Here is a 22,175-nt window from a genome sequence, read left to right on the forward strand (position 1 = left end):
CCGGTCAGCCGCGGCCGCGGGCCCGCCGGAAGCGGTCGAGGGACGCGGACAGCTCGGCGATCGGCGCCGGGTAGTCCAGCGCCGCGCGCTGCTCCTCGGGCAGCCGCCACGGTTCGTGCACCGGCCGGCCCACGACGTCCCGCAACTCGGGCACCCAGCGCCGTACGTAGGCGCCGTCGGGGTCGTAACGGCGCGCCTGGAGCAGCGGGTTGAGGACCCGGTTGGGCCGGGTGTCGGTACCGGTGCCGGCCACCCACTGCCAGTTGAGCTGGTTGTTGGCGACGTCGCCGTCGACCAGCAGGTCCAGGAAGTGCCGGGCGCCGACGCGCCAGTCGACGTACAGGGTCTTGGCGAGGAAGCTCGCGGCGAGCAGCCGGCCGCGGTTGTGCATCCAGCCCTCGTGCGCGAGCTGGCGCATCGCCGCGTCCACGATCGGGTAGCCGGTGCGGCCCTCCCGCCACGCGGCCACGTCGTCCGCCGCGCCGTCCCCGTCCCCGGCGCCGCGCCACCGGTCGCCGCGGCTGCGGTAGTCCTCGGTGGCGCACTGCGGCCGGGCCGCGAGCACCTGGTGGTGGAAGTCCCGCCACGCCACCTGCCGGACGAACGCCTCCGCTCCCGCGCCGCCGCGCTCCCTGGCCCGCCGTACGCACTCCACCGGCGACAGGGTGCCGAAGTGCAGGTGCGGGGAGAGCCGGGAGGTGGCGTCGCCCGCCATGTCGTCGTGGCGCTCCTCGTACGCGTCCAGGCCGTCGCGCAGCCACGCCGACAGCCGGGCCCGGGCCGCGTCCTCGCCGCCGCGGGCCAGCCCCGGCGAGACGCCGGCCACCCGGGACCGCTCCGGCAGCGGCTCGCCCTGCACGCCGTCCGGCACGCGCACCACGCGGGGGGCGGCGCCGACCGCCCGCAGCGCCTGGCCCGACCACTGCCGCAGGTACGGGGTGAACACCGCGAAGTGGTCCTTGGACCCGGGCGTGACCTCGCCGGGCGCCACCACGTGGGCGACCCCGTCGTGCACGACCAGCCGCCGCTGCGGGCCGCCCCCCGCCGCCAGCGCGTCGCGGAGCCGCTGCTCGCGGCGGTGCGCGTACCCGCTCGGCCCGGCCGCCAGGTGCACCTCCCGCGCGTCGGTCTGCGCGGCGACCCGGCAGACCTCCTCCACCACGTCGCCGTGGCGCAGCACCAGCCGCCCGCCGCGCCTGCGCAGCCCCGCGTCGAGGTCGGCGAGGCAGTCGGCGAGGAAGGCCGCCCGGTTGGGGACGAGGAAACCGGCCTGCTCGATCGCCTGATCGGCCACGAACAGCGGCACCACCTCGTCGGCGGCGGCCAGGGCGGCGCGCAGCGGCGGATGGTCGTGCAGGCGCAGGTCCCCGGTGAACAGGACGATCGCGACGCTCATGAAGGGCAGCTCCAGGCAGCAGGGGCGGCCGCCGGGACCGGGGGGAACCGGGCCCGGCGCGGCCGAGTGGTCTCCCTCTTCTTCGGCTCCAGGGCATGCCCGGGATGAGCGGTGTCAACGAGAAGCCGCGGCTTTCCCTCCACCGGGTGAGCCGGAGCCGGAGCCGAAGACGACGAGCTCGTAGATCATCCGGCCGCCGCCGGAGGTCAGCACCGGACGGCTGTGGCGCAGGAACATCGACGTGCCGCCCGCGGTGAACAGCGGGCTCTCCGCCCACGCGGTGCTCCCCTTGACCATCGCGTCGAGCCGCGGCCGGTCGGCCTCCTCCCACGCGGCCGCCCCGGCCGGGTCCGCGTTCGGGTAGGCGAGCGACGCGCAGTCCTGGAGGAACGCCGCGGGCCGGGCGGCGCCCTGGTAGACGTCGCAGGTCAGCTGCTGGAGGTCGCCCTTCGCGTCCTCGATGCCGACGACGTCGGCGAGCAGCTCCCCGCCGTTCGTGAGCCGGTCGGTGAAGGCCAGGTAGGACCTGCCGTCGAAGGTCTGCTTCTTCTCGGTGGCCCCGTGGGAGAGCCGCCAGGTGCGCTGCATGGCCGCGCGGAAGTCCGCGGCCGCGTACCCGGCGGAGATCGCCGCCGGTCTGCCGTTCCAGCGGAAGGGCGTGCGGTCGGTGAAGGGCTTGTCGGGCCATGCCGACAGCGGCTGCGTGGGCGGCCCGGAGCCGGGATCGCCCGGCGAGCGCCCGGCCGCCGTCCCGGGCCCCGACCCGCCGGACGTCGCCGGCCCGGAGGGCGCGGCCGACCCGGAGGGCGGTGCCCCGGGGTCCGGGTGCTTCGTGTCGTGTGACGCGCAACCGGCGAGGCCGGTGGCCGCGACGAGCGCGGCCACCAGCACACCGGCACGCACCAGAGGCGTGTCAGAGTTCATCAGTATCCAAATTTGCAGGTGCCCTGGACGCCCACCACGGCGGGTTCGAAGGCGACGGCGTCGAAGGCGACGTCGGCGTCCCCGGTGCCGGCGTCGTGCAGGTTGTCCGCCGTGATCCGGCCGCCCTTCCAGAACGGGAAGGAGCCCATCTCCAGCCAGGTGTCCTGGCCGTTGCTGTGGGTCGCCTGGTTGATGCGGCAGTTGTGGGTGACGAAGCCGTCGTTGTTGCGGCCCGGGATGAAGTTGTACCGGACGATGGCCTGGGCCGCGGTGGCCGGCAGGTGGATCCACACGTCGTAGCGCTGCCCGCCGGGCTGGTCGAACGGCGGCACCTTGATCGGGTTCGGCTCCCAGCTCGCGGTGACCTTGTGGAACCAGTCGTTCGTCGGGTAGCTGTGGGTGAAGAAGGAGTGCCCGTCGTACCCGGAGCCGATCTGGTGCAGGTCGATCTGCGCGATGTACGGCGTGCCGCGCATCGTCTGGTCGTCGCGGTAGTAGGTGAAGTTGTCGCCGAGCTGGAGGGAGAACTTCCCGTCGTCGGCCCCCTCGAAGTCCCCGCAGCCGTAGGTGTCCTCATGGGCGTCGAGGTCGTCGACGATGAGGGTGTACGGGTCGTCCGCGACCGGTCCGTCCAGGCACGGCCCGGTCGGGTTCGCGTGCTGGAGCGGCGGTTCCGAGGAGCCGAGCGAGTAGGCCAGCTTCTCCCGGGTGGAGTTGCCGTCCTGCTGGTCGTCGATCCAGGACACGCTCGCGTCCCAGCGGCACTGGTCGTCCCAGGTCGGGCACGGGTCGGCCGCGTTCGGCGTGCAGGCGTTGACGTTCTGGTCGCAGAACAGGAAGTAGTTCGTGGGGAGGTTCTCCATGATGCCGAGCCCGCCGAACGAGGGCTTGGCGTAGGACGGGTTGCCGTTCCAGGTCAGCTGCGGCACCTCGGACCAGCCGAGCACCTTCTCCTGGTAGGGCCAGCCGGCCGGCTTCGAGGCGTCGTCGTAGTTGTAGAGCAGGAACGCCTTGCGGTCCGGCGCGTACGTCGGGTTGGCCGGGTTGTTGAGGTAGCCCAGGCCCTCCTTGTTGTTCGGGTCGGTGTAGACGCCGGAGTTGTAGCCCCACAGCGCCATGTACCAGTTCTCCAGGTACTTCGGGCTGTTGTTGTTGACGTGCATCTGGAGGTCCTGCAGCTGGTTCCACTTCTCGGCCAGGATGTCCAGGCCGGCCGCGATGTTCGCGGCGTAGTCGGTGGCGATCGCCCCGGCGTGCAGGGTGTCGTACTGCGGGGACTTCAGCACGGACATGCCGGTGGTGACCTGGGCGATGCCGTAGCCGCAGTCCGCCTTGCCGCTGTCGGGGTAGTAGTGGATGCTGTCGCCGTTGCCGAACCAGTCGGCCTGCGTCGGGTCGCCCGAGGTGCCGTACAGGGCGTGCCAGGACGCCTGCTTGAAGTTCGACTCCTGGGCGAGCAGCCCGAGGACGAGCTGCGCCGGGATCTGGCCGCCGCCGGACAGCACCGGCGGCGCGAACAGCCCCTGCGGGGTGTACGCGGCCAGGCCGGTGTCGTTGTAGTCCTTCGGGCGCTGCACGGTCAGGTCGCCGTGCACGCCCTGGTCGACGGCCCACTCCACCAGGTTCGCGCTGGCCTGGACGGCCTGCCGCTTGGGGTCGAGGCGCTTGACGACGCACGGGTAGTCGAAGCCGGGCACGTCGCCGTAGACCGGCACGCCGGCCGCGATGCACTGGGACTCCAGGGCGCCCTCACCGCAGTTGCGCGGCTCCGTGTCGTCGGGCGCGGTGGCGGTGGCGGCGGCCGGCTGGGCGGTGGCGGCCTTCACCTTCGTGGCGGCGGCCGTCGCGGACGGCGAGGCCGGCGCCGCGCCGGCGGACGGCGCGGGACCGGTGGCGCTCGACAGCGGCACCCGCGGGTCGGCGCCGACGGCGGAGGAGGCGACGGCGCCGCTGCGCGAGGCCACGCCGGTCATCCGGATCACGCCGACGCCCTGGAGCGACGGCGAGCCCAGCTGGGTGGTGATGCCCTTCATCTGGTCCGAGGCCAGCGAGGTGATCACCAGATGGCCCTGCCGGGAGACGCTCTCCGGCTGCTTGGCGAGGACGTGCTTGCTCAGCCCGGGGGCGTGCGCGGTGTCGACGCCCCGCACGTCGCCGACGACGATGTCGCCGTCCTGGCCGGGGAAGAGCTTGACGTCGCCGACCTTGCCCGCGCCGAGCCGGGTGAGGGTGCCCGCGTGGAAGCGGTGGATGACGCTCTGGCCCTTCTCGACCGTCCCGAGGTCGAGGTCGCCGCCGGTGGCGGGCGTGAGCGCGAACACCGGTCCGGGCAGCGCGGCGCGCACGGTGGCCTTCAGCGTCTGCCGGTGCGCCGCGTCGGGCGTGAGCGTCACCAGGTTGTCGTCGAGTACGGCCACGGTGCCCTGCGCGGTGGGCACCACGTGGGTGGCCTGGCCGCTGACCGTGCTGGTCGAGGTGATCCTCCCCGTCGCGGCGTCGGTCCTGAAGACCGTGGTGTCGCCCGCGGAGGTGTCGGTGACGGTGCTGCGGGTGAAGTCGACCAGGTCGCCGTCGCCGCAGCCGGGCGAGAAGTACGCCAGCTGGACGCCGCTGGTCACCGGCGTGACCTTGCCGTCCGACAGCCGGATGACCGCGGCGAAGGCGCCCCTGGCCATCGCGCCGGGCGTGTTGGTCCACAGCGAGGGCGCGTAGACGGCGGCGGCGTACCGCCCGGAGCCGGTGGTGCACACCTCGCCGGTCCACGGGCCCGCGTCCATCAGGTCGGTGCTGCCCAGGCGGGCGATCTCGTGGAAGGCGAAGCCCTCCCGCTCGGTGCCGAGCAGGATGTGGAACCCGGCGGAGTCGCCGGTGCCCTGCACGGTGAAGTCACTGGAGGAGGTGTAGTCCCCGCCGAGCGCCTTTCCCGCGTCGGGGAACAGCCGCTGCCTGGCGGGCGCCGCGTCCGCCTGGGCGGCCGTGTTCGACGCCACCAGCGGGAAGACGGTCAGCCCGGCCATGAGCGTCACCATCGCGGTGAGCGGGCTCACGACGCGGGGTACGGGTATGCGGAATCTTCTGTTCACCGGGCTCCCCCTAGATCCAGTCCGTGCAGGCGCCGGTGTACGCGCCCATGATTCCGGTGCCGGGTTCGAGGATCAGCGGCACCGGGTCCCAGTCCCCTTCGGTGGACGGGTCCTTGGAGGTCCAGCACGCCTTGCTGGTGCCCTTCCAGTTCCCCATCAGGGTGACCTCGCTGGGGTTGCCCGCCCCCAACTGCGGGGTGGTGTACACCTTCTCGATGCCGCCCAGCGTCGGGGTGGTCCACAGCTGGCCGTAGACCGGGTCGTCGGTGTACCCGGGGTCGATGGCGACCTTCGCCCAGGTGGCCTGGCACATCTGCGACCAGATGAGCTTGACCTCGATCGAGGTGTCGATGTCGAACTGGTCGAGCACCTCGGCGTCGTCGTCGCAGTTCATGGCGGCGGCGCTCTTCCCGATGCACGTGTCGCGCCAGCAGCCGGGGTCGGCGGCGGACGCCTGGGGCGCCGCGGTCACCTGTACGGCGGCCGCGGCCAGCAGCATCCCGAGGCCGGCCGTCATGAGTCTTCTGATGCGTCTTGTCACGCTGTGCCCCCCTGCTCACGCGTGGTCTCCCACGCGGATGTCGCGGAACGGGTGAGCGCACGGCGACATGGTCGAGCCACCCCCCGCCCCTCCTTGTGCAAACCCGAGCAGCTTCCCGGAACGCACCGCGGAAAAGAAGCAGAAGAGGTCAATTCTTTTCGTTCTCTTGACCTTTGTAGCGTGAACCAATCTTCGTGACCGTGAGCCGTATCACGCCATGAATACGGCAAGAGGGGACCATTCCACGGTGCACATGCCACGTACAGCTACCGAACGGGCAGTGGACCACGAACCCTCGCGGCCTGCGGTGTTGCGCGCCACGAAAAGCGGCGGTCATCCCATTGCGGGAATTCCACCAGGTGTTCTGCTTCCGGCTGCTAGGGCGGAGAAAAGGACCATACGTCGAGCCGGGACGGCTGTATCCGCACTTGTCACCCCAGGGGGCGCGCGCCCGCGCGCACGCCCTCTCCCTGCCTCAACCGGCATGTTTGCACCACCTCTGCGTGAAGCGACCCCTTTCGCGCCATACCGGGCCGCCGCGTCCGCTGGTTGGCTTGACGGGTCAACGGCCGTCCGGCCCACCCCGTACCAGCCGCGGCGTCCCGGAGAACCTCCAGATCGGCCGCGTGGCCGAGTGACCGAGCGGAGTACCCCATGAGCGCTCCCCCGAACGCCGCCGCCATCCGCCGGCTGCCAGGGCCGCCCACCGTCACCCCCGCCCGCCGCGGCGGGGCGATCCCCGGGCTCAGGTACCGGCCGGTGGCCCCCGCCGACCCGCGGAAGGCCCAGGAGGTGGACCTCAGGCTGGAGGCGTGGGCCAGGGAGCTCGACCTCTTCCCGCCCGCCTGGAAGGGGGACTTCGCCGGGTTCCAGTTCGGCAGGGCCGTGGTGCTCCAGCACCCGGGCGCGCTCGACCTGGACCGGCTGACCCTGGCCGGCAAGCTGCTGCTCGCCGAGAACCTCGTCGACAGCTGCTACTGCGAGGAGGACGAGGGCCGCGGCGGATCGCACCGCGGGCTCGGCGGCCCGCTGCTGCTGGCCCAGTCCGCGATCGACCCCTTCCACGGGACCCCGGAGCTGGAGGCGCGCTGGCGCGAGGGCATGCGGGCCGACGGCCCGCTGCGCTCCTACCAGGGCGCCATGCGGGACTACGCCGGCTTCGCCACGCCCAGCCAGACCACCCGCTTCGTGCACGACATCGCCCGGCTGCACCTGGGCTACCTCGCCGAGGCGGCCTGGGCGGAGACCCGGTACACGCCGCAGGTGTGGGAGTACCTGGTGATGCGGCAGTTCAACAACTTCCGCCCGTGCCTGTCGATCGTCGACGCGGTGGACGGCTACGAACTGCCCGAAGCGCTCTACTCCCGGCCGGAGATCCAGCGGATCACCGCGCTGGCCTGCAACGCGACGACCATCGTCAACGACCTCTACTCCTTCACCAAGGAGCTGGCGAGCGACCCCGACCACCTCAACCTGCCGACGGTGGTGGCCGCCAACGAGGGGCGCGGCTTGAAGGCCGCCTACCTGGAGAGCGTCGAGATCCACAACCGCGTCATGGCGTCCTTCGAGGAGGAGGCCGCCGCGCTGTCGGCGACCTCGCCGCTGGTGGCGCGGTACGCCCAGGGCCTGTCCGACTGGGTGGCCGGCAACCACGAGTGGCACGCCACCAACAGCCACCGCTACCACCTGCCGCGCTACTGGTGAGCCCGCCCGCCGCACCCGCCCGCGGGCCACCGGACCCGGCGACGCACAGGCGGACGCAAGCCCGGCCCAGCACCAGCCACCAGCACCAGTACGACGAGGAGCCCACCGTTGGCCATCTCCCAGTCCGGCGCCACAGCGACGATCCCCACCCAGTCCACGTACCAGAACCGCGTCGCGGACTACTGGAACGCCGAGAAGAACCCGGTCAACCTCGAACTCGGAAAGATCGACGACCTGTACCACCACCACTACGGCGTCGGCGACGCCGAGTGGTCCGTGCTCGACGAGACCGACCCCGCCCGGCGCCAGGAGCGGATCACCGCGGAACTGCACCGGCTCGAACAGGCGCAGGCCGAACTCCTCGCCTCCCACCTCGGGCCGCTCACCTCCGCCGACCGGGTCTTCGACGCCGGCTGCGGCCGCGGCGGCGGCAGCGTCGTGGCCAACCTGCGGTACGGCTGCCACGCCGACGGTGTGACGATCTCCGCCACCCAGGCGGAGTTCGCCAACGAGCAGGCGCGCGCCCGCGGCGTCGGCGACAAGGTGCGCTACCACCACCGCAACATGCTGGACACCGGCTTCACCAGCGGCGGTTACGCGGCCTCCTGGAACAACGAGTCGACCATGTACGTCGAGTTGGACCTGCTCTTCGCCGAGCACGCGCGGCTGCTGCGCCGCGCCGGCCGCTACGTGGTCATCACCGGCTGCTACAACGACACGTACGGGCAGGCGTCCCGCGAGGTGTCCCTGATCAACGCCCACTACATCTGCGACATCCACCCCCGCTCGGCGTACTTCCGCGCGATGGCACGCAACCGGCTCGTCCCCGTCCACGTCGAGGACCTCACCCAGGCCGCCCTCCCCTACTGGGAGTTGCGCCGGAACGCCGAGCACCTGGTCACCGGCATCGAGGACACCTTCCTGACGGCGTACAAGAACGGCAGCTTCCAGTACCTGATGATCGTCGCCGACCGCGTCTGACGGCGCGGCGCAACCGGGGCCGGGCGGCGGCGACCGCCCGGCCCCGAGGCGCTGTCGCGGGTAACGTGTCGGTACGACCGGTTGGCCCCTGCCGTGGAGGCGTCGATGCCCGCTCGTGTGCTCCAGCTCAGCGACATCCACTTCCGTGGGGACGGCGCGGACGTGGAGGGCCGCGCCCCCGACGACCGCCTGCGGCGCGTGCTGGACGCCTGGCGGCGCACCGAGCGCCCGGTCGACCTGGTGGTGCTCACCGGCGACCTCGCCGACGACGGTAGCCACGCCGCCTGCCGGCGGCTGGCCGACGCGCTCGCGCCGCTGTCCGCGCCGGTGGTCGCGGTGCCGGGCAACCACGACCGCGCCGGCGTCGTGCGGGCCGTGTTCGCGGCCGACAGCGCGACCGTCGGCGGCTGGGACGTGGTCGGCGTCGACACCTCGCGGCCCGAGCAGATCCACGGCACCGTCGACGTGGCGGCGGTGGCCGAGCGGCTCGACTCCGGGGACGGCCGCCCGACCCTCCTCGCCCTGCACCACCCCCCGGTCGGCCCTTCGGCGCACCGCTGGTTCCAACTGGAGGGCGCCGAGGGCCTGCTGGCGGCGCTCGCGCAGCGGCCGCAGGTCAGGGCGATCATCTCCGGGCACCTGCACGACCCGTTCGAGATGCGGGCGCACACCGGCCTGCCGGTGCTGGGCTGCCCCTCCACGCTCGTCGCGTTCCGGCACACCGGCGCGGAGGTCGTGGTCGGCGGCGGGGACGTCACCGGGGCCCGGCTGCTGGAGCTGGCCGAGGACGGGACGGTCTCCTCGGAGGTCCTGGCGGCCTGACCGGGGCCGCCCGCGGCGCCGGACAAGAGGGCCAGGCCAGAGCGCACATTCAGAGACGAAGGGCGTCGCGTCCTTTGGCATAGTGGTCTTGGGTGTTCCGGCAACGACCGGCAGGCCGCTTTCTCTTGAGGCACACGCGGTGCCCGGCCCGATCCCTCACGACAGGAGTTCCTCACCTGGGTCGAGCCGGCTTGCCCTGGGGTGATTTGCCCAGAAATGGACCATCTTGCCAACAAGCATCGGAAAGCGAACAGGAGTGGTGTGTGATGACGTCGCAGACGATCGCGGCGGCGGGAGACCTGGACGCCTACTACGGGGCGTTCACCAGCGAACGGGAGAAGGAGGCGTTGAGCGTCCCGCTGCGGCTCGTGGCAGCCTGGGCGCACAACGACGCGGACGGCGTCGCGAATGTGTTCACCGAGGACGGGATACTCATCCTCCCCGGTGACGTGCTCAAGCGCGGACAGGACGAGATCCGGTCCTTCATGGCAGCGGCGTACGCGGGTCCCTTCAAGGGCACCGGCGTGACCGGCGCGCCCGTCGACGTGCGGTTCGTCGGCGACGACGTGGCGGTGCTGCGCACGCACGGCGGCATCCTCGCGGCGGGTGAGACGGAGATCGCCGACGAACTGGCGGTCCGGTCGACCTGGGTCTGCGTCAAGCAGGACGACGAATGGCGGCTGGCGAGCTACCAGAACAGCCCGCGGGGCACCGGGGCCACCCTCCGCTGGTGACCGCAGCGCACCGCCGCACCCGCACGGAAGGGTGACCCCGGTCTCTCCGCCGGCGTGAGCCCTCCGGCCGATCGCCGCGGTACGGCCGCCAACGGGCCTGCCGCGGCGATCGGCCTTTCGCCCGTCACCATCCCGCCCGCCGGCGTACGTCGGCCCGCCCGCCTGCCGCAGCCCGCCTGCGGACGGCGGCCGGCCGGCCCGTACGGCGGCCGGCGGGGCACCACCCGCTCGTTCCATCCAGACTCCATCTGCCAAGGAGGCGGAGTGACCATCGCGCATGCGCCGACGCACGACGAACTCGTCCGCAAGGCCAGTGACCTGGCGCCCCTGCTGGAGAAGCACGCCCAGTGGTCCGACGAGAACAGGCGGCTCCACGACGACGTGGTGGACGCCCTCGCCGACGCCGGGCTCTTCCGGCTGCGCAACCCCGCGCGCTACGGCGGCTTCGAGGCCTCCGCGCGGACCCTGGTCGACGTCGCGACGGAACTCGGTCGCGCCGACGGCGCCGTCGGCTGGACGGCTTCCATCTACACGATCCCGGCCTGGATGGCGGGCACCTTCCCCGACCACGTGCAGGACGAGGTCTTCGCCGACCCGGACGTGCGGATCTGCGGCACGCTGAGCCCGAGCGGCAGCGCGACGCCGACCGCCGGGGGCGTGGTGCTCAACGGCCGGTGGGGGTTCGTCAGCGGCGCCCTGCACGCCCAGTGGCAGGAGATCCTGGCGATGGCGCCCACCCCGGACGGCGGCATGCAGCCGATCATGGCGCTGGTGCCGATGAGCGACCTGCAGATCGTCGACGACTGGTTCACCGCGGGCCTGCGCGGCTCCGGCAGCGTCACGACGCTCGCGCAGGACGTCTTCGTCCCCGAGGAGCGCACCCTCCCGCTGATCGAGATCCTGCAGCAGAAGTACAAGTCCGAGGCGAACGCGAGCAATCCGATGTGGCACACCCCGCTGATGCCGGTGACGGCCGCCGCCACCGTGGGCACGCTGCTGGGCATGGCCAAGGGCGCCATGGACGCCTTCCTCGGGCGGCTGCCCGAGCGCAAGATCACCTACACCGAGTACGAGACGGCGGGCGACGCCCCCGTCACCCACCTCCAGGTGGCCGAGGCGGCGATCAAGACGGACCAGGCGGAGTTCCACAGCCACCGGATCGCCGACATGCTGGACACCAAGACCGCCGGGAACCTGCCGTGGAGCGTGGTGGAACGGGCCCGCAGCCGCGCGGACGTGGGCGCGGTCTCCGGCCTGGCCAAGGACGCCGTGGACATCCTCAGCAGCGCCAGCGGCGGCTCCTCGCTCTACGAGTCCGCGGCCATCCAGCGGATCAACCGCAACGTGCAGGCCACCAACCTGCACGCGCTCATCTATCCGCCCACCGCGATGGAGCTGTACGGCCGCGTGCTCAGCGGCCTGGAGCCGAACACCCTCTACGTGTAGGGCGGTTCGCGTGCAAGGACGCCGGGCCGGGGCTCCTGACAGCCCCGGCCCGGCGCCTTCGCCCGTCAGCCCTCCAGCGAGGCCACGGCCTTCTTCCAGCCGTCCTGGTCGCGGGGGTCGCCCGGACCGTGCACCTCGCTGAACCGGACGGTGCCGCCGCGCTCGACGAGGAACGTGCCGCGCAGCGCCATCCCGCGCTGCTCGTCGAAGACCCCGTAGGCGCGGGCGACTTCGCCGTGCGGCCAGAAGTCGGCGAGCAGCGGGAAGTCGAACCCCTGCTGGGCGGACCAGGCGTGCAGGGCGAACGGGCTGTCGACGGAGATGCCGACGACCTGCGTGCCGGCCTGCCGGTACTGGTCGAGCTCGTCCCGCACGCGGCACAGCTCGCCCTCGCAGACCGGGCTGAACGCGAAGGGGTAGAACACCACCAGCAGGTTCCGGTCGCGCCACAGCTCGGCGGCGGAGACCTCCTGGCGGGTGCTGTCGGGAAGGCGGAACTCCGGGGCGGGCGCCCCGATGGCGATGGTCATGGTGCCCCTCTCTGCGTGCGCTGCGCGCGGCCGGTCAGCCGGCCAGCGGGCTGCTCTGATGGGACAGGAGGCGAAGGCCGCCCTGCTCCCTGACCACGATCCAGGTGACGCGGACCCTGCGCTGCGGGGACACGTCGTCCTCACCCGACAGGATGATCCCGCCCTCGCTGACGACGACGGCGACGTCGTCGGTGAGGAAGGTCATCGACAGCGGCCCGCCGCGCACCCGGGCGCCCTTGAACGGGCCCTGGAAGCCGTCCCGCATGAAGGACCTGATGTCCTCGCGGCTGGTCAGCTGGGTGTCCTGCATGAGCAGGCTGCCGTTGTCCGCGAAGGTCTCGGCGAACAGGTCGGGATCGTTGAGTTCCCAGGCGTGCTGAATGCGCATCGGGACGGTCAGCACCGCCTTTTCCTCGGCCCGGGTGAAACTCCGGTAGTACGAGGGGGCCTCCGGTATCGCGGCCTCGGCCAGAATCGACGAGGCATCGCCCCAATGCGATTGTTCGGTGCTCATCTCACTCCACATCGGTCGGGTTATCGCTGCCGTTTGAGAGCATGCCGAGGAAGATCGACGCTATGCACCTTTGAGAGTGCTATGCGGTGGATGGTCCGCAGCGCGTCGCTGCTACCGCACTCTGGAAGACGCGCACCACACGCCCCCTGGGACACACTGAATTCGCGTCCGTCGCCACGACGGAGACCACCCGACGGAATCCACACTGCCCCGAAACGGCGCACTTCCGCCGTTACGGCACTACCTGTGCGGAGTTGATCCCCTGTGAAGAGCGTACGCAAATGGCTGCCCGCCATCGCCTCCGGAGTGCGCCGGCCGTGGGTGCTTCCCGCGATGGCCGTCGCGGATTCCTTCATCGCGTATTTCGTGCCGCCGTACCTGACAGGAGATCCGCAGAAAGCACGGCTGCCCAACCTGCGCAAGGATCTGAAATGGCACTATCCGACGCTGGTGGCGCACGTGGCCACCGGCACGGTGGCCATGGCGACGGTGCCCTTCCTGATGTGGCCGGCGCTGCGCGAGAACCACCCGGAGCTGCACCGGCTGCTGGAACGCGCCTACTTCTACAGCGTCATCCCGTCCGGCCTCACCGCGCTGGCCATCACCCCGCTCGCCTCGGGCCCGGTCGGCAACGGCCTCGGCTCGGTGCTCTGGGTGGCCGCCACGGGCGCCGCCCACCAGGCCGCCCGGCTGGGCAACGTCGAGGACGAGCGCAGGTACATGGTCTACAGCTTCGCGCTGTGCATGCAGATCATCGAAGGCCGGGTGATGCTGCTGACGATGCCGCACCTGCCGAACTTCAAGCCGTCGTGGTACCCGAAGATCCTGGAGACCGCGAGCTGGATCGGCATCATGCTCAACCTGCTCGCCGCACAGTTGTGGCTCGACCGCGGCAAGCCGACCCTGGACAGGGCGACCCTCGACCAGGCGGTCGCCCTGATGGACCGGGTCAGGACCGCGGGGCCGGCCGCCGTCGCGGCGTGACCGCGGCCCCGGCCGCCACCGCGGGCCGGGCCGGGCCGGAGCCGAGCGAGCGCGTGCCGACGGGCACGCGAAAGGGGAGGACATGGAGACGATGCTGGCCACCGTGATGCCGCAGCCGGGCGCACCCTGGGAGGTGCGGGAGATCCCGATGCCCCGGCCCGGTCCCGGACAGGTCCTGGTGAAGGTCCACGCCAGCGGCATCTGCGTCAACGACGTCCTGGCCTCCCGGGGTGCGCTGCCCTTCGCCACCGCCTCGCCCGCGGTGCCCGGCCACGAACCGGTCGGCGAGGTCGTCGAGGCCGGCGCCGGTGTCACCGCCCGCACGGTGGGCGACCGCGTCGGCGTGCCCTGGGTGCAGGGCGGCTGCGGGCGCTGCGCCTACTGCCGCCGCAACCTGCCGGTCTCCGGACAGCTGGCGCTGAACTGCGCGGCGCCGGTGACCACGGGCTTCGCGGCGCAGGGCGGCCTCGCCGAGTACGTCGTCGCGCTGGCCGCCGGAACGGTGCTGCTCCCCGACGGGCTGCCCTACGAGCAGGCGGCGCCGATGATGTGCGCCGGTTACACCGCCTGGAGCGCGCTGCGCGCCGCGGAGCCCCGGCCGCTGGAGCGGGTCGCGGTGCTCGGCATCGGCGCCATCGGGCACCTGGCGCTGCAGTTCGCCCGTACCTGCGGCTTCGAGACGGTGGCCGTCACCGGCTCCTCCGACAAGCGGGACGCCGCGACCCGGCTGGGCGCCGACCTCGTCGTCGCCGACGGCGCGGAGCTGCGAGACGCGGGCGGCGCCGACGTGGTGCTGGCCACCACACCCTCGTACGAGGCCGCGTCGGACAGCCTGCGCGGACTGCGCACCGACGGCCGCCTCGTCGTCTCCGGGTTCGCCAGGGGCGCCGCCTTCGACCTGGCGCCCGCCCGCCCCTTCTTCACCCAGCGGCACCGCGTCATCGGCTCCACCCACGGCCCTGTGGCCCACCTCACCGAGGCCCTCGACCTGGCCGCCGCCGGCCGCTGCGCGGCGGTGACGGAGGTCTTCACCGCCGACGCCGTCGCAAAGGCGGCCGAGCGGGTCGGCGCCGGAGAGGTGCGGTTCCGGGCGGTCGTGACCTACTGAGCCGCGGGCGCCGCGACGGCGACGCGAGCGCCCGCACCCCTGTCCACCCCGCACCGGTCTGCGCAAGACCGCCCTCTCAGATGGGACCTCAGCCATGCGCGTCATGTTGGCCTGCTGGCCGGCCACCGCACATCTCCATCCGCTCGTCACGCTCGCCTGGGCGCTGAAATCCGCCGGCCACGACGTCACCGTGGTGTCGACCCCCGCGATCTCCGAGGAGATCAAGCGGACCGGCCTGTCCCCGGTCGCGCTCGGCGACGCCGAGCGGATGCCGGTGCCGATGGGACCGGGCAGCCCCGAACTGCGCCGCCCCGCCGAGGAGATGGCCGACCTCGTCGACGTCCTGGCGGGCGACGACCCGCACACCCGCTTCACCTGGGAGTTCTTCCGGCAGTTCCTGCTGCCGTGCGTCTGGAACTTCCACCCGACGGACGCGGCCACCGCCGTCGAGGTCTCCGCCGTCGACGACCTGGTGGCCTACGCCCGCTACTGGAAGCCCGACCTGGTGCTGTGGGAGCCGTGCTGGCCGTCCGCCGCGGTGGCGGCCAAGGCCGTCGGCGCGGCGCAGGCGCGGGTGCTCTGGGGGCAGGACCCCTTCGCCTGGTCCAGCGACCTGTGGAACGCGCGCAAGGCGGAGCCGGGCTCCCCGCTCGGCGAGGACCCGATCGCGGCGTACGTCCGGCCGATCGCCGAACACCTGGGCTTCGAGGTCGACGACGACCTGATGTTCGGCCAGTGGACGGTCGACCCGGCGCCCGCGGCGATGCGGCTGCCCTCGAACCGCTCGCGCGTGCCCATGCGCTGGGTGCCCTTCAACGGCGCCGACACGGTGCCCTCGTGGCTGCTGGAACCGCCGCGGCGGCCGCGCGTGGCGCTGTGCCTGGGCGCCTCGATGCGGCAGTTCGGCCGCGGCGAGAGCGCCCTGGCGGTCGGCATCGGCACGCTCATCTCGGACATCTTCGAAGCCGTCTCCGACCTCGACGTCGAACTGGTCGCCACCCTCAACGCCGACCAGCTCTCCCGGCAGCACGCCATTCCGGACAACGTGCGCACCGTCGACTACCTGCCGCTCGACCAGCTGCTGCCGTCCTGCTCGGCGCTGATCCACCACGGCGGCCTCGGCACCTGGATCACCGGTGTGCCGTACGCGGTGCCGCAGTTGGTCCCGGTCGAGCAGTGGGGCATCGCGTCGCCCATCTCCGGCGCCTTCGTGACGCTCACCGGATCGGGCATCGCCGTGGACCGGGGCGACACCTCGGTGCAGGGCCTGCGCAAGCAGATCGTGCAGCTGCTGGAGGACCCGGCCTACCGTGAAGGCGCCGAGCAGGTCCACCAGGACTGGCTGTCGGCGCCCAGCCCGCAGCAGCTCGTGCCGATGCTGGAGACCCTCACCACTCTGCACCGGGGCCGCTGAACGCGGCGGCGGGACAGCGCGAGGGGTAGCGCACGGCGGCGGCGCCTCAGGAGGCCGCCCGGCCGCGCACGAAGCGCAGCGTGTCCACGGTGAACAGGCCGGACTGCGGGGCGCGGAAGACCAGGTACAGCGGCTCGGCGCCGGGGACCGGCTCGATCGCCGCCGGCGGCAGCTCCACCACGTGGTCCAGGCCCCCGGTGTCGGGGACCTCCACCGAGGCCAGCACCGGGCCGCCGGTGACGTGCGACTGCACCTCGATCGTGCCGCCGGGCCCGTCGGAGGAGACCCGGAACGCGATCGCGGTGACCCCGGTCAGGTCGACCGGGTCGAACTTGATCCAGTCCCAGCCGTCGACGCCGCCGATCAGCGCGCCGCCGGCGGCCGCCGGATGCGGCACCGCCCGGACGCCGAAGGACTCGTCGCAGGAGGCCGCGGAGCGGACCGCGGGCTGCAGCACCCGGTGCACCGCGGCGGCCGCGCCGGGCTGCGGTCCCGGGCCCGCCCAGCGGGCGGTGAGCACCGCGATCCGGCCGGTCCGCGACGCCTGCGCGGGCAGCGTCAGCCGGCCCTCGGTGCCGCGGGCGGTGGCCAGCACCCGGTCGCCGGGCACCGGTTCGCCGTCGACCATGCGGCCGAGCGACAGCTCCACGGTCACCGCGCCGGAGTCGAGCGGCGCGCCGGTGTCGGCGTCCAGCGCGGCGACCGCGAAGGACACGGTGTCGCCGAACTCCACCACCTGCCCCTGCGCGGGCTGCGTGAAGGACAGCGCCGGGCGCACCCCGCCCGCCACCACGGTCAGTTCGGTGGTGGCGGTACGGCCCCTGGCGTCGGTGACCGCCAGCACCGCGGTGTGCGTCCCCGCGGCGGCGTACCGGTGCCTGACCGGCTCCGGCCCCCGCGCCTCGACCACCGACGACCCCTCGAAGATCCAGGAGTACGCGAGCGGCCCGCCGTCCGCGCTGTGGCTGCCCGCGGGCGAGAACTCCACCTCCAGCGGCACCGGGCCGCTGGTGGCGCTCGCGGTGACCGTCGCCGTCGGGTCCTGGTCCTGGCCGGCGTGTTCGAGGCGGTAGAGCGCGGGACCGGCCGCGCCGCCCCCGTCCAGGACGTACAGCGCGCCGTCCGGGCCGAACCTGACGTCCACCGGCGCGGCCGGCGCCAGGGAGGCGGCCAGCGGGCGGATCTCGCCCGGCGCGCCGTCCTCGCCCACGGCGATCTCCTTGATCCAGCCGCGCTCGCGCTCGTAGGCGAAGAACCGCCCGTCGTACCGCGACGGGAAGGCGCCGCGGAACGCCGCGCCGGGATCGAACCGGTAGACCGGGCCGGCCATCGGCGAGGCGCCGTCCGCGTGCGCCTCGAACTCCGGCACCGCGTCGCCGCGGTAGGCCAGCCAGGCGCCGGCCACCGGGGGCAGCTCGCGCAGCCCGGTGTTGCGCGGGCTGTCGTTGACCGGCGCCGCGAGGTCGAAGGGCTCCCCGCTCCGGCCGGTCGCGAAGTCCACCGCGGCGTAGGGCTCCCGGTCGCCGAAGGCGTACGGCCAGCCGTAGTTGGCGGGGCCGGTGAGCTGGAGGAACCTGGCCTGCCCGGCCGGGCCGCGCTCGGGCCGGGCGGCGCTGCCGGCCGGGCCGTGGTCGCCGACGAAGATCCGGCCGGTCGGGGCGTCGACGGACAGCCGCACCGGGTCGCGCAGACCCATCGCGTACACCTCGGGGCGGGCGCCCGGGGTGTCCGGCGGGAAGAGGTTGCCGTCCGGCACCGTGTACCCGCCGTCCGGCAGCACCGTCACACGCAGCAGCTTGCCGCGCAGGTCGGCGGTGTTCGCCGAGGTGCGCTGCGCGTCGAACACCGGTGAGCGGTGCGGGCGTTCGTCGAGCGGCGCGAAGCCGTCGCTGCCGAAGGGCGAGCTGTCGTCGCCGGTCGCCAGCAGCAGGTTGCCGTCGGCGTCGAAGTCGATGTGGCCGCCGTGGTGCGTCCACGCCCCGCGGTCGGCGGGCACCCGCAGGATCGGCTGCTCGCCGGCCAGGTCGAGGGTGCCGGCGGCGGTCAGCGGGAACCGGGACAGCTGGTGGTGGCCCTCGTACGCGGCGAAGTCCGCCGCGGACCCCTCCTGCGGCGCGTCGCCCGGCGGCGTCCGCAGCGGCGGCGCGTAGTACGCGTACACCCAGGCGCCGGCGGCCGGGTCCGGGTGCACGGCGATCCCCAGCAGGCCGTCGCCGCCGTGCGTGTACACCGGGATGCGCCCGGCCGTCGACGTCGCGCCCTGCGGGGTGGTCAGCCGGACCGAGCCGTCCCGGGAGGCGTGCAGCACCCGGCGGTCGGGCAGCACGGCCATCGCGGTCGGCTCGCCGAGGAACGCCGCGCCGGCGGCCAGCGGCACCCGCGCGAAGACGCTGTCCGGCTCGGTGCCCGGCCCCGCCCACACGTCCGGGCCGCGCCCCATCGCGTACCGGATGCCGCCCAGCAGATGGGCCCGGAACGCCGGGTCCGCGTAACTCTCCACGCTGTGACCGAGGTTGGTGTACCAGGCGCGGCCCGCGCCGACCCGGTGGCACCAGGCGATCGGGTGGTCCGCGCCCATCGGCGCGGGACCCGGGTTGTACGTGCTCTCGTCCAGGGTGGCCAGCACGTGCACCCGCTGCCGCGGCGCCTGGTAGAAGTTCCACCACTCCTCGGTGAACTTCCACTCCTGCGCGAGGTGTTCGGTGGAGGCGTGCGCGCCGTCCTCCACCCGCACGATGGCGTCCTGCGTCTCGGGGAACCCCGGCCCGCGCGGCAGGGTCTTGATGTACGTGCCGACCAGCTCGTCGTAGTACCAGCGCCAGTTGATCTCCTGGCCGGCCGGGCCGTGCACGCCGACCCACCCGCCGCCGCCGGTGACATAGCGGCGGAACGCGGCCCGCTGCGCGCCGTCCAGCACCACGCCGATCGTGTTCAGCCACACCACGGCGTCATAGCGGACGAGATTCGCGTCGGTGAAAACGGCCGGATCCTGCGTCTCGTCGACACCGAAACCGTGCTCCTGCGCCATCTGCTCGACGGCCTCTATGCCGTACTCGATCGACGCGTGCCGCAGATTGGGCGCGGTCATGTGGAAGATGAGAATTCGGTCAGCTCTTGGCACTCGCTCCTCCTAGCTCGCCGGTCCCCGTCTCTTCCGGTTCTAGTGGCCGGTGATCACTCCGCGCACCTCTCGGTGTGCGCAATTCCGCGAAAAGCCGCTGACCGGCGGGCATGAGCTTGATTGGAGAAGACATCGCGCGCGGCGCTCTCCCACACTCGTCGATGTCCTCGACCCTTGGGAGAATCCGCATGCGCATCCTGTTCACCTCCGTGGCCCTGCCCGGCCATTTCTTCCCGCTGGTGCCGCTGGCGTGGACCTGCCGCACCCTCGGCCACGAGGTCCTGATCGCGGTGCCCGACCACTTCGCGGCCACCGCGGTGCGCACCGGCCTGCCGGTGGCCTCCAGCGGCGCGGTGCCCGACTTCGTGGACCTCCAGGCCGGCAAGGCCCCGCCGCGCAGCTTCGAGGACGGCCTGGTCGAGCACGGCGAGGTGTTCGGACGGATGGCCGCGGGGCAACTGGCCGGCGTGCGCACGCTGGTCGCCTCCTGGCGCCCCGACGTGGTGGTCAGCGAGCGCGCGGAGTTCGCCGGGCCGCTGGCGGCCGCGGAACGCGGCGTCGCGCGGGCCGAGTTCCAGTGGGGGATACCGTCCCTCGACGAGTACCGCACCGGCGCCGCGCGGGTGCTGGCCGCCGAGCCGGGCGGGCTCGGCGCCGCCGGCCTGCCCCAGCCCCACCTGGTGTTCAACGCCTGGCCGCCGAGCCTGCGGCTGGCGCACGCGGCCGGCCACCGCGGCGTCCGCCACGTCGCCTACAACGGCGACGCGCGGGTGCCCGGCTGGGCGGTGGCGCCCCGGCGGCGGCCGCGGGTGTGCGTCACGCTCGGCACGCTGCTGCCCCGGCTCGGCGACGCGGCACGGCCCGGCGCGCTCGACCGCGTCCTGTCCGACCTGCGACGCCTCGACGTCGAGGTGGTGGTGGCGGTCGCCGACGACGTCGCGGCCCGCTGGCAGCCGCTGCCCGAACAGGTCGCCCACGCCGGCATGCTGCCGCTCGCGCAGGTCCTGCCCGCCTGCGACGTGCTGATCGGCCACGGCGGCCACGGCACCACCCTCACCGCGCTGGCCGCCGGACGCCCGCAGCTCCTGCTGCCCCGGTTCGACGACCAGGTGGACAACGCGGGGGCGGTGGCCAAGTCCGGCGCCGGTATCCGGCTGTACCCGGAGGAGACCGGCCCCGGCGTGATCGCCGAGGCGGTCGGCGCGCTCCTCGACGACCCGCGCTTCGGCGGCGCCGCGGAATCGGTGGCCGCGGAAATCGCCGCTCAGCCCCCGCTCGCCGACGCCGCGCAGGACATTCTCGCACTGGCCGGCTGAGCCGCCGCAATGCGCACTCCAGGAGGCGCTCCCGCCGAATTCGGCGGGAATGATGACGTTATCGGCGTCGAATGGGCAAGCGCCACCGCTGCCTTGGAAATCGACCGGAACCGCCCGCCCCAAGTCGTTCGACGGAGGCCAGGACATGACTCGGCAAACCCTGCTGTCACCACGCGAGGACACCGCCCTTCCGGGGCGTTTCGCACGGTCCGCCGCAGTGCGGGACGCCGGAATCGGCATGTCCACCGGAGAATTCACCCGCTGGCTCCACGAACGCGCCAGGGCGCACCGATTCCAGGTGGACCGCATCCCTTTCGCGCACCTCGACGGATGGGCGTTCGACCCCGCCACCGGTAACCTCGGGCACCGCAGCGGCCGCTTCTTCACCGTGGAGGGCCTGCACGTCACCGTCGGGACCGAGCCGTCGGCGCAGTGGCAGCAGCCGATCATCGTGCAGCCGGAGGTCGGCATCCTCGGCATCCTGGCCAAGGAGTTCGACGGCGTCCTGCACTTCCTGATGCAGGCCAAGATGGAGCCGGGCAACCCCGGGCTGATCCAGCTGTCGCCGACCGTGCAGGCCACCCGCAGCAACTACACCAAGGTGCACCAGGGCGCCGACGTGCGGTACATCGAGTTCTTCACCGACCGCAGCCGCGGCCGGGTCCTCGTCGACGTGCTGCAGTCCGAGCACGGCGCGTGGTTCTCGCTGAAGTCCAACCGCAACATGATCGTCGAGGTGGCGGAGGAGGTGCCCGTCGGCGACGACTTCTGCTGGCTGACGCTTGGTCAGATTGGCGAGCTGCTGCGCCGCGACAACACGGTGAACATGGACGCCCGCACCGTGCTCGCCTGCGCCCCCGCCGCCTTCGTCGAGCCCGAGGCGATGCACTCCGACACGGACCTGCTGTCGTGGTTCACCTCGGAACGGGCCCGCCAGGACGTGCGGGTGGAGCGCATCCCGCTGGCCCGCGTGGAGGGCTGGCGGCGCGCCGAGGAGAGCATCGACCACGCCCAGGGCCGGTACTTCCGGGTGATGGCGGTGTCCGTGCAGGCCGGCAGCCGCGAGGTGACGTCGTGGACGCAGCCGCTGTTCGAGCCGCGCGGCCGCGGCGTCGTCGGCTTCGTCGTACGGCGCTTCCACGGGGTGCCGCACATCCTGGTCTCCGCGCGGGTGGAGGCCGGCTTCCGCGACACCATCGAGCTGGGGCCGACCGTGCAGTTCACGCCGGAGAACTACGCGCACCTGCCGGCCGCCGGCCGCCCGCCGTTCCAGGACCTCACCACGGACATCGCGCCGCACCGGCTGCGCTACGACGTGCTGCACTCGGAGGAGGGCGGCCGGTTCTTCGACGCGGTGAGCCGCTACCTCATCGTGGAGGCCGACGAGTCCCAGGCCCCGCAGCAGCCGCCCACCGGCTTCCTGTGGGTCACACCGGGCCAGCTGAACTCGCTGGTCCGGCACGGCCACTACCTCAACGTGCAGGGACGCACCCTGCTGTCGGCGATCAACACCGGCGCCGCCGTGCTGTAGGCCGCCGCGCGCCGGCGCGGTGCTGC

The 22,175-nt window shown here is 72.9% G+C and carries 17 protein-coding genes; 10 read left to right on the forward strand and 7 right to left on the reverse strand.

Annotation, left to right across the window (positions count from 1 at the left end):
• Positions 1 to 4: 4 nt before the first annotated feature.
• From V2S66_RS15420 to V2S66_RS15435, 4 genes are all read right to left on the reverse strand, one after another.
• A complete protein-coding gene (locus V2S66_RS15420) occupies positions 5 to 1,396 on the reverse strand; it encodes a cryptochrome/photolyase family protein (RefSeq protein WP_330795684.1) in 1,392 nt (463 codons plus the stop codon).
• Positions 1,397 to 1,510: 114 nt separating this feature from the next.
• On the reverse strand, positions 1,511 to 2,320 hold the full coding sequence (locus V2S66_RS15425) for a hypothetical protein (protein WP_330795687.1): 810 nt from the start codon (positions 2,318 to 2,320) through the stop codon (positions 1,511 to 1,513).
• Positions 2,320 to 5,403 carry a hypothetical protein gene (locus V2S66_RS15430; protein WP_330795689.1) on the reverse strand — a complete coding sequence of 1,028 codons (3,084 nt, stop codon included), beginning with the start codon at positions 5,401 to 5,403 and terminating at the stop codon, positions 2,320 to 2,322. Before V2S66_RS15430 ends, V2S66_RS15425 begins: the two co-directional genes overlap by 1 nt.
• 10 nt (positions 5,404 to 5,413) lie before the next feature.
• Positions 5,414 to 5,920 carry a DUF2690 domain-containing protein gene (locus V2S66_RS15435; RefSeq protein ID WP_330795691.1) on the reverse strand — a complete coding sequence of 169 codons (507 nt, stop codon included), beginning with the start codon at positions 5,918 to 5,920 and terminating at the stop codon, positions 5,414 to 5,416.
• Positions 5,921 to 6,598: 678 nt separating this feature from the next.
• On the opposite strand from V2S66_RS15435, the gene V2S66_RS15440 reads away from it, so the two are divergent.
• The 5 genes from V2S66_RS15440 (at position 6,599) to V2S66_RS15460 (ending at position 11,631) form a co-directional block, all read left to right on the forward strand.
• Positions 6,599 to 7,648 carry a family 2 encapsulin nanocompartment cargo protein terpene cyclase gene (locus tag V2S66_RS15440; RefSeq protein WP_330795693.1) on the forward strand — a complete coding sequence of 350 codons (1,050 nt, stop codon included), beginning with the start codon at positions 6,599 to 6,601 and terminating at the stop codon, positions 7,646 to 7,648.
• A 108-nt stretch (positions 7,649 to 7,756) separates the two neighbouring features.
• A complete protein-coding gene (locus V2S66_RS15445) occupies positions 7,757 to 8,629 on the forward strand; it encodes a geranyl diphosphate 2-C-methyltransferase (protein ID WP_330795696.1) in 873 nt (290 codons plus the stop codon).
• Between the two features lie 105 nt (positions 8,630 to 8,734).
• Entirely contained in the window at positions 8,735 to 9,451 is a 717-nt protein-coding gene (locus V2S66_RS15450) for a metallophosphoesterase (protein WP_330795699.1), read from the forward strand.
• 266 nt (positions 9,452 to 9,717) lie between these two features.
• Positions 9,718 to 10,185: an SgcJ/EcaC family oxidoreductase gene (locus tag V2S66_RS15455; protein ID WP_330795701.1), complete on the forward strand. Its 468-nt coding sequence runs from the start codon at positions 9,718 to 9,720 to the stop codon at positions 10,183 to 10,185.
• Between the two features lie 264 nt (positions 10,186 to 10,449).
• Positions 10,450 to 11,631 carry an acyl-CoA dehydrogenase family protein gene (locus tag V2S66_RS15460; RefSeq protein ID WP_330795704.1) on the forward strand — a complete coding sequence of 394 codons (1,182 nt, stop codon included), beginning with the start codon at positions 10,450 to 10,452 and terminating at the stop codon, positions 11,629 to 11,631.
• Positions 11,632 to 11,696: 65 nt separating this feature from the next.
• Here V2S66_RS15460 and V2S66_RS15465 read toward each other — a convergent pair whose 3' ends face one another.
• Complete coding sequence (locus V2S66_RS15465) at positions 11,697 to 12,161, reverse strand: peroxiredoxin (protein ID WP_330795706.1); 465 nt, start codon at positions 12,159 to 12,161, stop codon at positions 11,697 to 11,699.
• A 34-nt stretch (positions 12,162 to 12,195) separates the two neighbouring features.
• Positions 12,196 to 12,675, reverse strand: coding sequence for an SgcJ/EcaC family oxidoreductase (locus tag V2S66_RS15470; protein WP_330795708.1), 480 nt, complete (start codon positions 12,673 to 12,675; stop codon positions 12,196 to 12,198).
• A 264-nt stretch (positions 12,676 to 12,939) separates the two neighbouring features.
• Here V2S66_RS15470 and V2S66_RS15475 point away from each other — a divergent pair, with 264 nt between their 5' ends.
• The 3 genes from V2S66_RS15475 (at position 12,940) to V2S66_RS15485 (ending at position 16,181) form a co-directional block, all read left to right on the forward strand.
• Positions 12,940 to 13,659 carry a DUF2306 domain-containing protein gene (locus V2S66_RS15475; RefSeq protein ID WP_330795711.1) on the forward strand — a complete coding sequence of 240 codons (720 nt, stop codon included), beginning with the start codon at positions 12,940 to 12,942 and terminating at the stop codon, positions 13,657 to 13,659.
• An 82-nt stretch (positions 13,660 to 13,741) separates the two neighbouring features.
• Positions 13,742 to 14,767, forward strand: a complete 1,026-nt coding sequence (locus tag V2S66_RS15480; RefSeq protein ID WP_330795713.1) for an alcohol dehydrogenase catalytic domain-containing protein — start codon at positions 13,742 to 13,744, stop codon at positions 14,765 to 14,767.
• A 94-nt stretch (positions 14,768 to 14,861) separates the two neighbouring features.
• On the forward strand, positions 14,862 to 16,181 hold the full coding sequence (locus V2S66_RS15485) for a nucleotide disphospho-sugar-binding domain-containing protein (protein ID WP_330795715.1): 1,320 nt from the start codon (positions 14,862 to 14,864) through the stop codon (positions 16,179 to 16,181).
• A 46-nt stretch (positions 16,182 to 16,227) separates the two neighbouring features.
• Here V2S66_RS15485 and V2S66_RS15490 read toward each other — a convergent pair whose 3' ends face one another.
• A complete protein-coding gene (locus V2S66_RS15490) occupies positions 16,228 to 19,302 on the reverse strand; it encodes a ThuA domain-containing protein (RefSeq protein ID WP_330795716.1) in 3,075 nt (1,024 codons plus the stop codon).
• A 188-nt stretch (positions 19,303 to 19,490) separates the two neighbouring features.
• Between V2S66_RS15490 and V2S66_RS15495 the strand changes: the two genes are divergently transcribed.
• On the forward strand, positions 19,491 to 20,618 hold the full coding sequence (locus V2S66_RS15495; RefSeq protein ID WP_330795717.1) for a nucleotide disphospho-sugar-binding domain-containing protein: 1,128 nt from the start codon (positions 19,491 to 19,493) through the stop codon (positions 20,616 to 20,618).
• 145 nt (positions 20,619 to 20,763) lie between these two features.
• Complete coding sequence (locus V2S66_RS15500; protein ID WP_413966402.1) at positions 20,764 to 22,149, forward strand: NDP-hexose 2,3-dehydratase family protein; 1,386 nt, start codon at positions 20,764 to 20,766, stop codon at positions 22,147 to 22,149.
• Positions 22,150 to 22,175: the final 26 nt, after the last annotated feature.

It is taken from the genome of Actinacidiphila polyblastidii (assembly GCF_036353415.1).
Classification (GTDB): domain Bacteria; phylum Actinomycetota; class Actinomycetes; order Streptomycetales; family Streptomycetaceae; genus Actinacidiphila; species Actinacidiphila polyblastidii.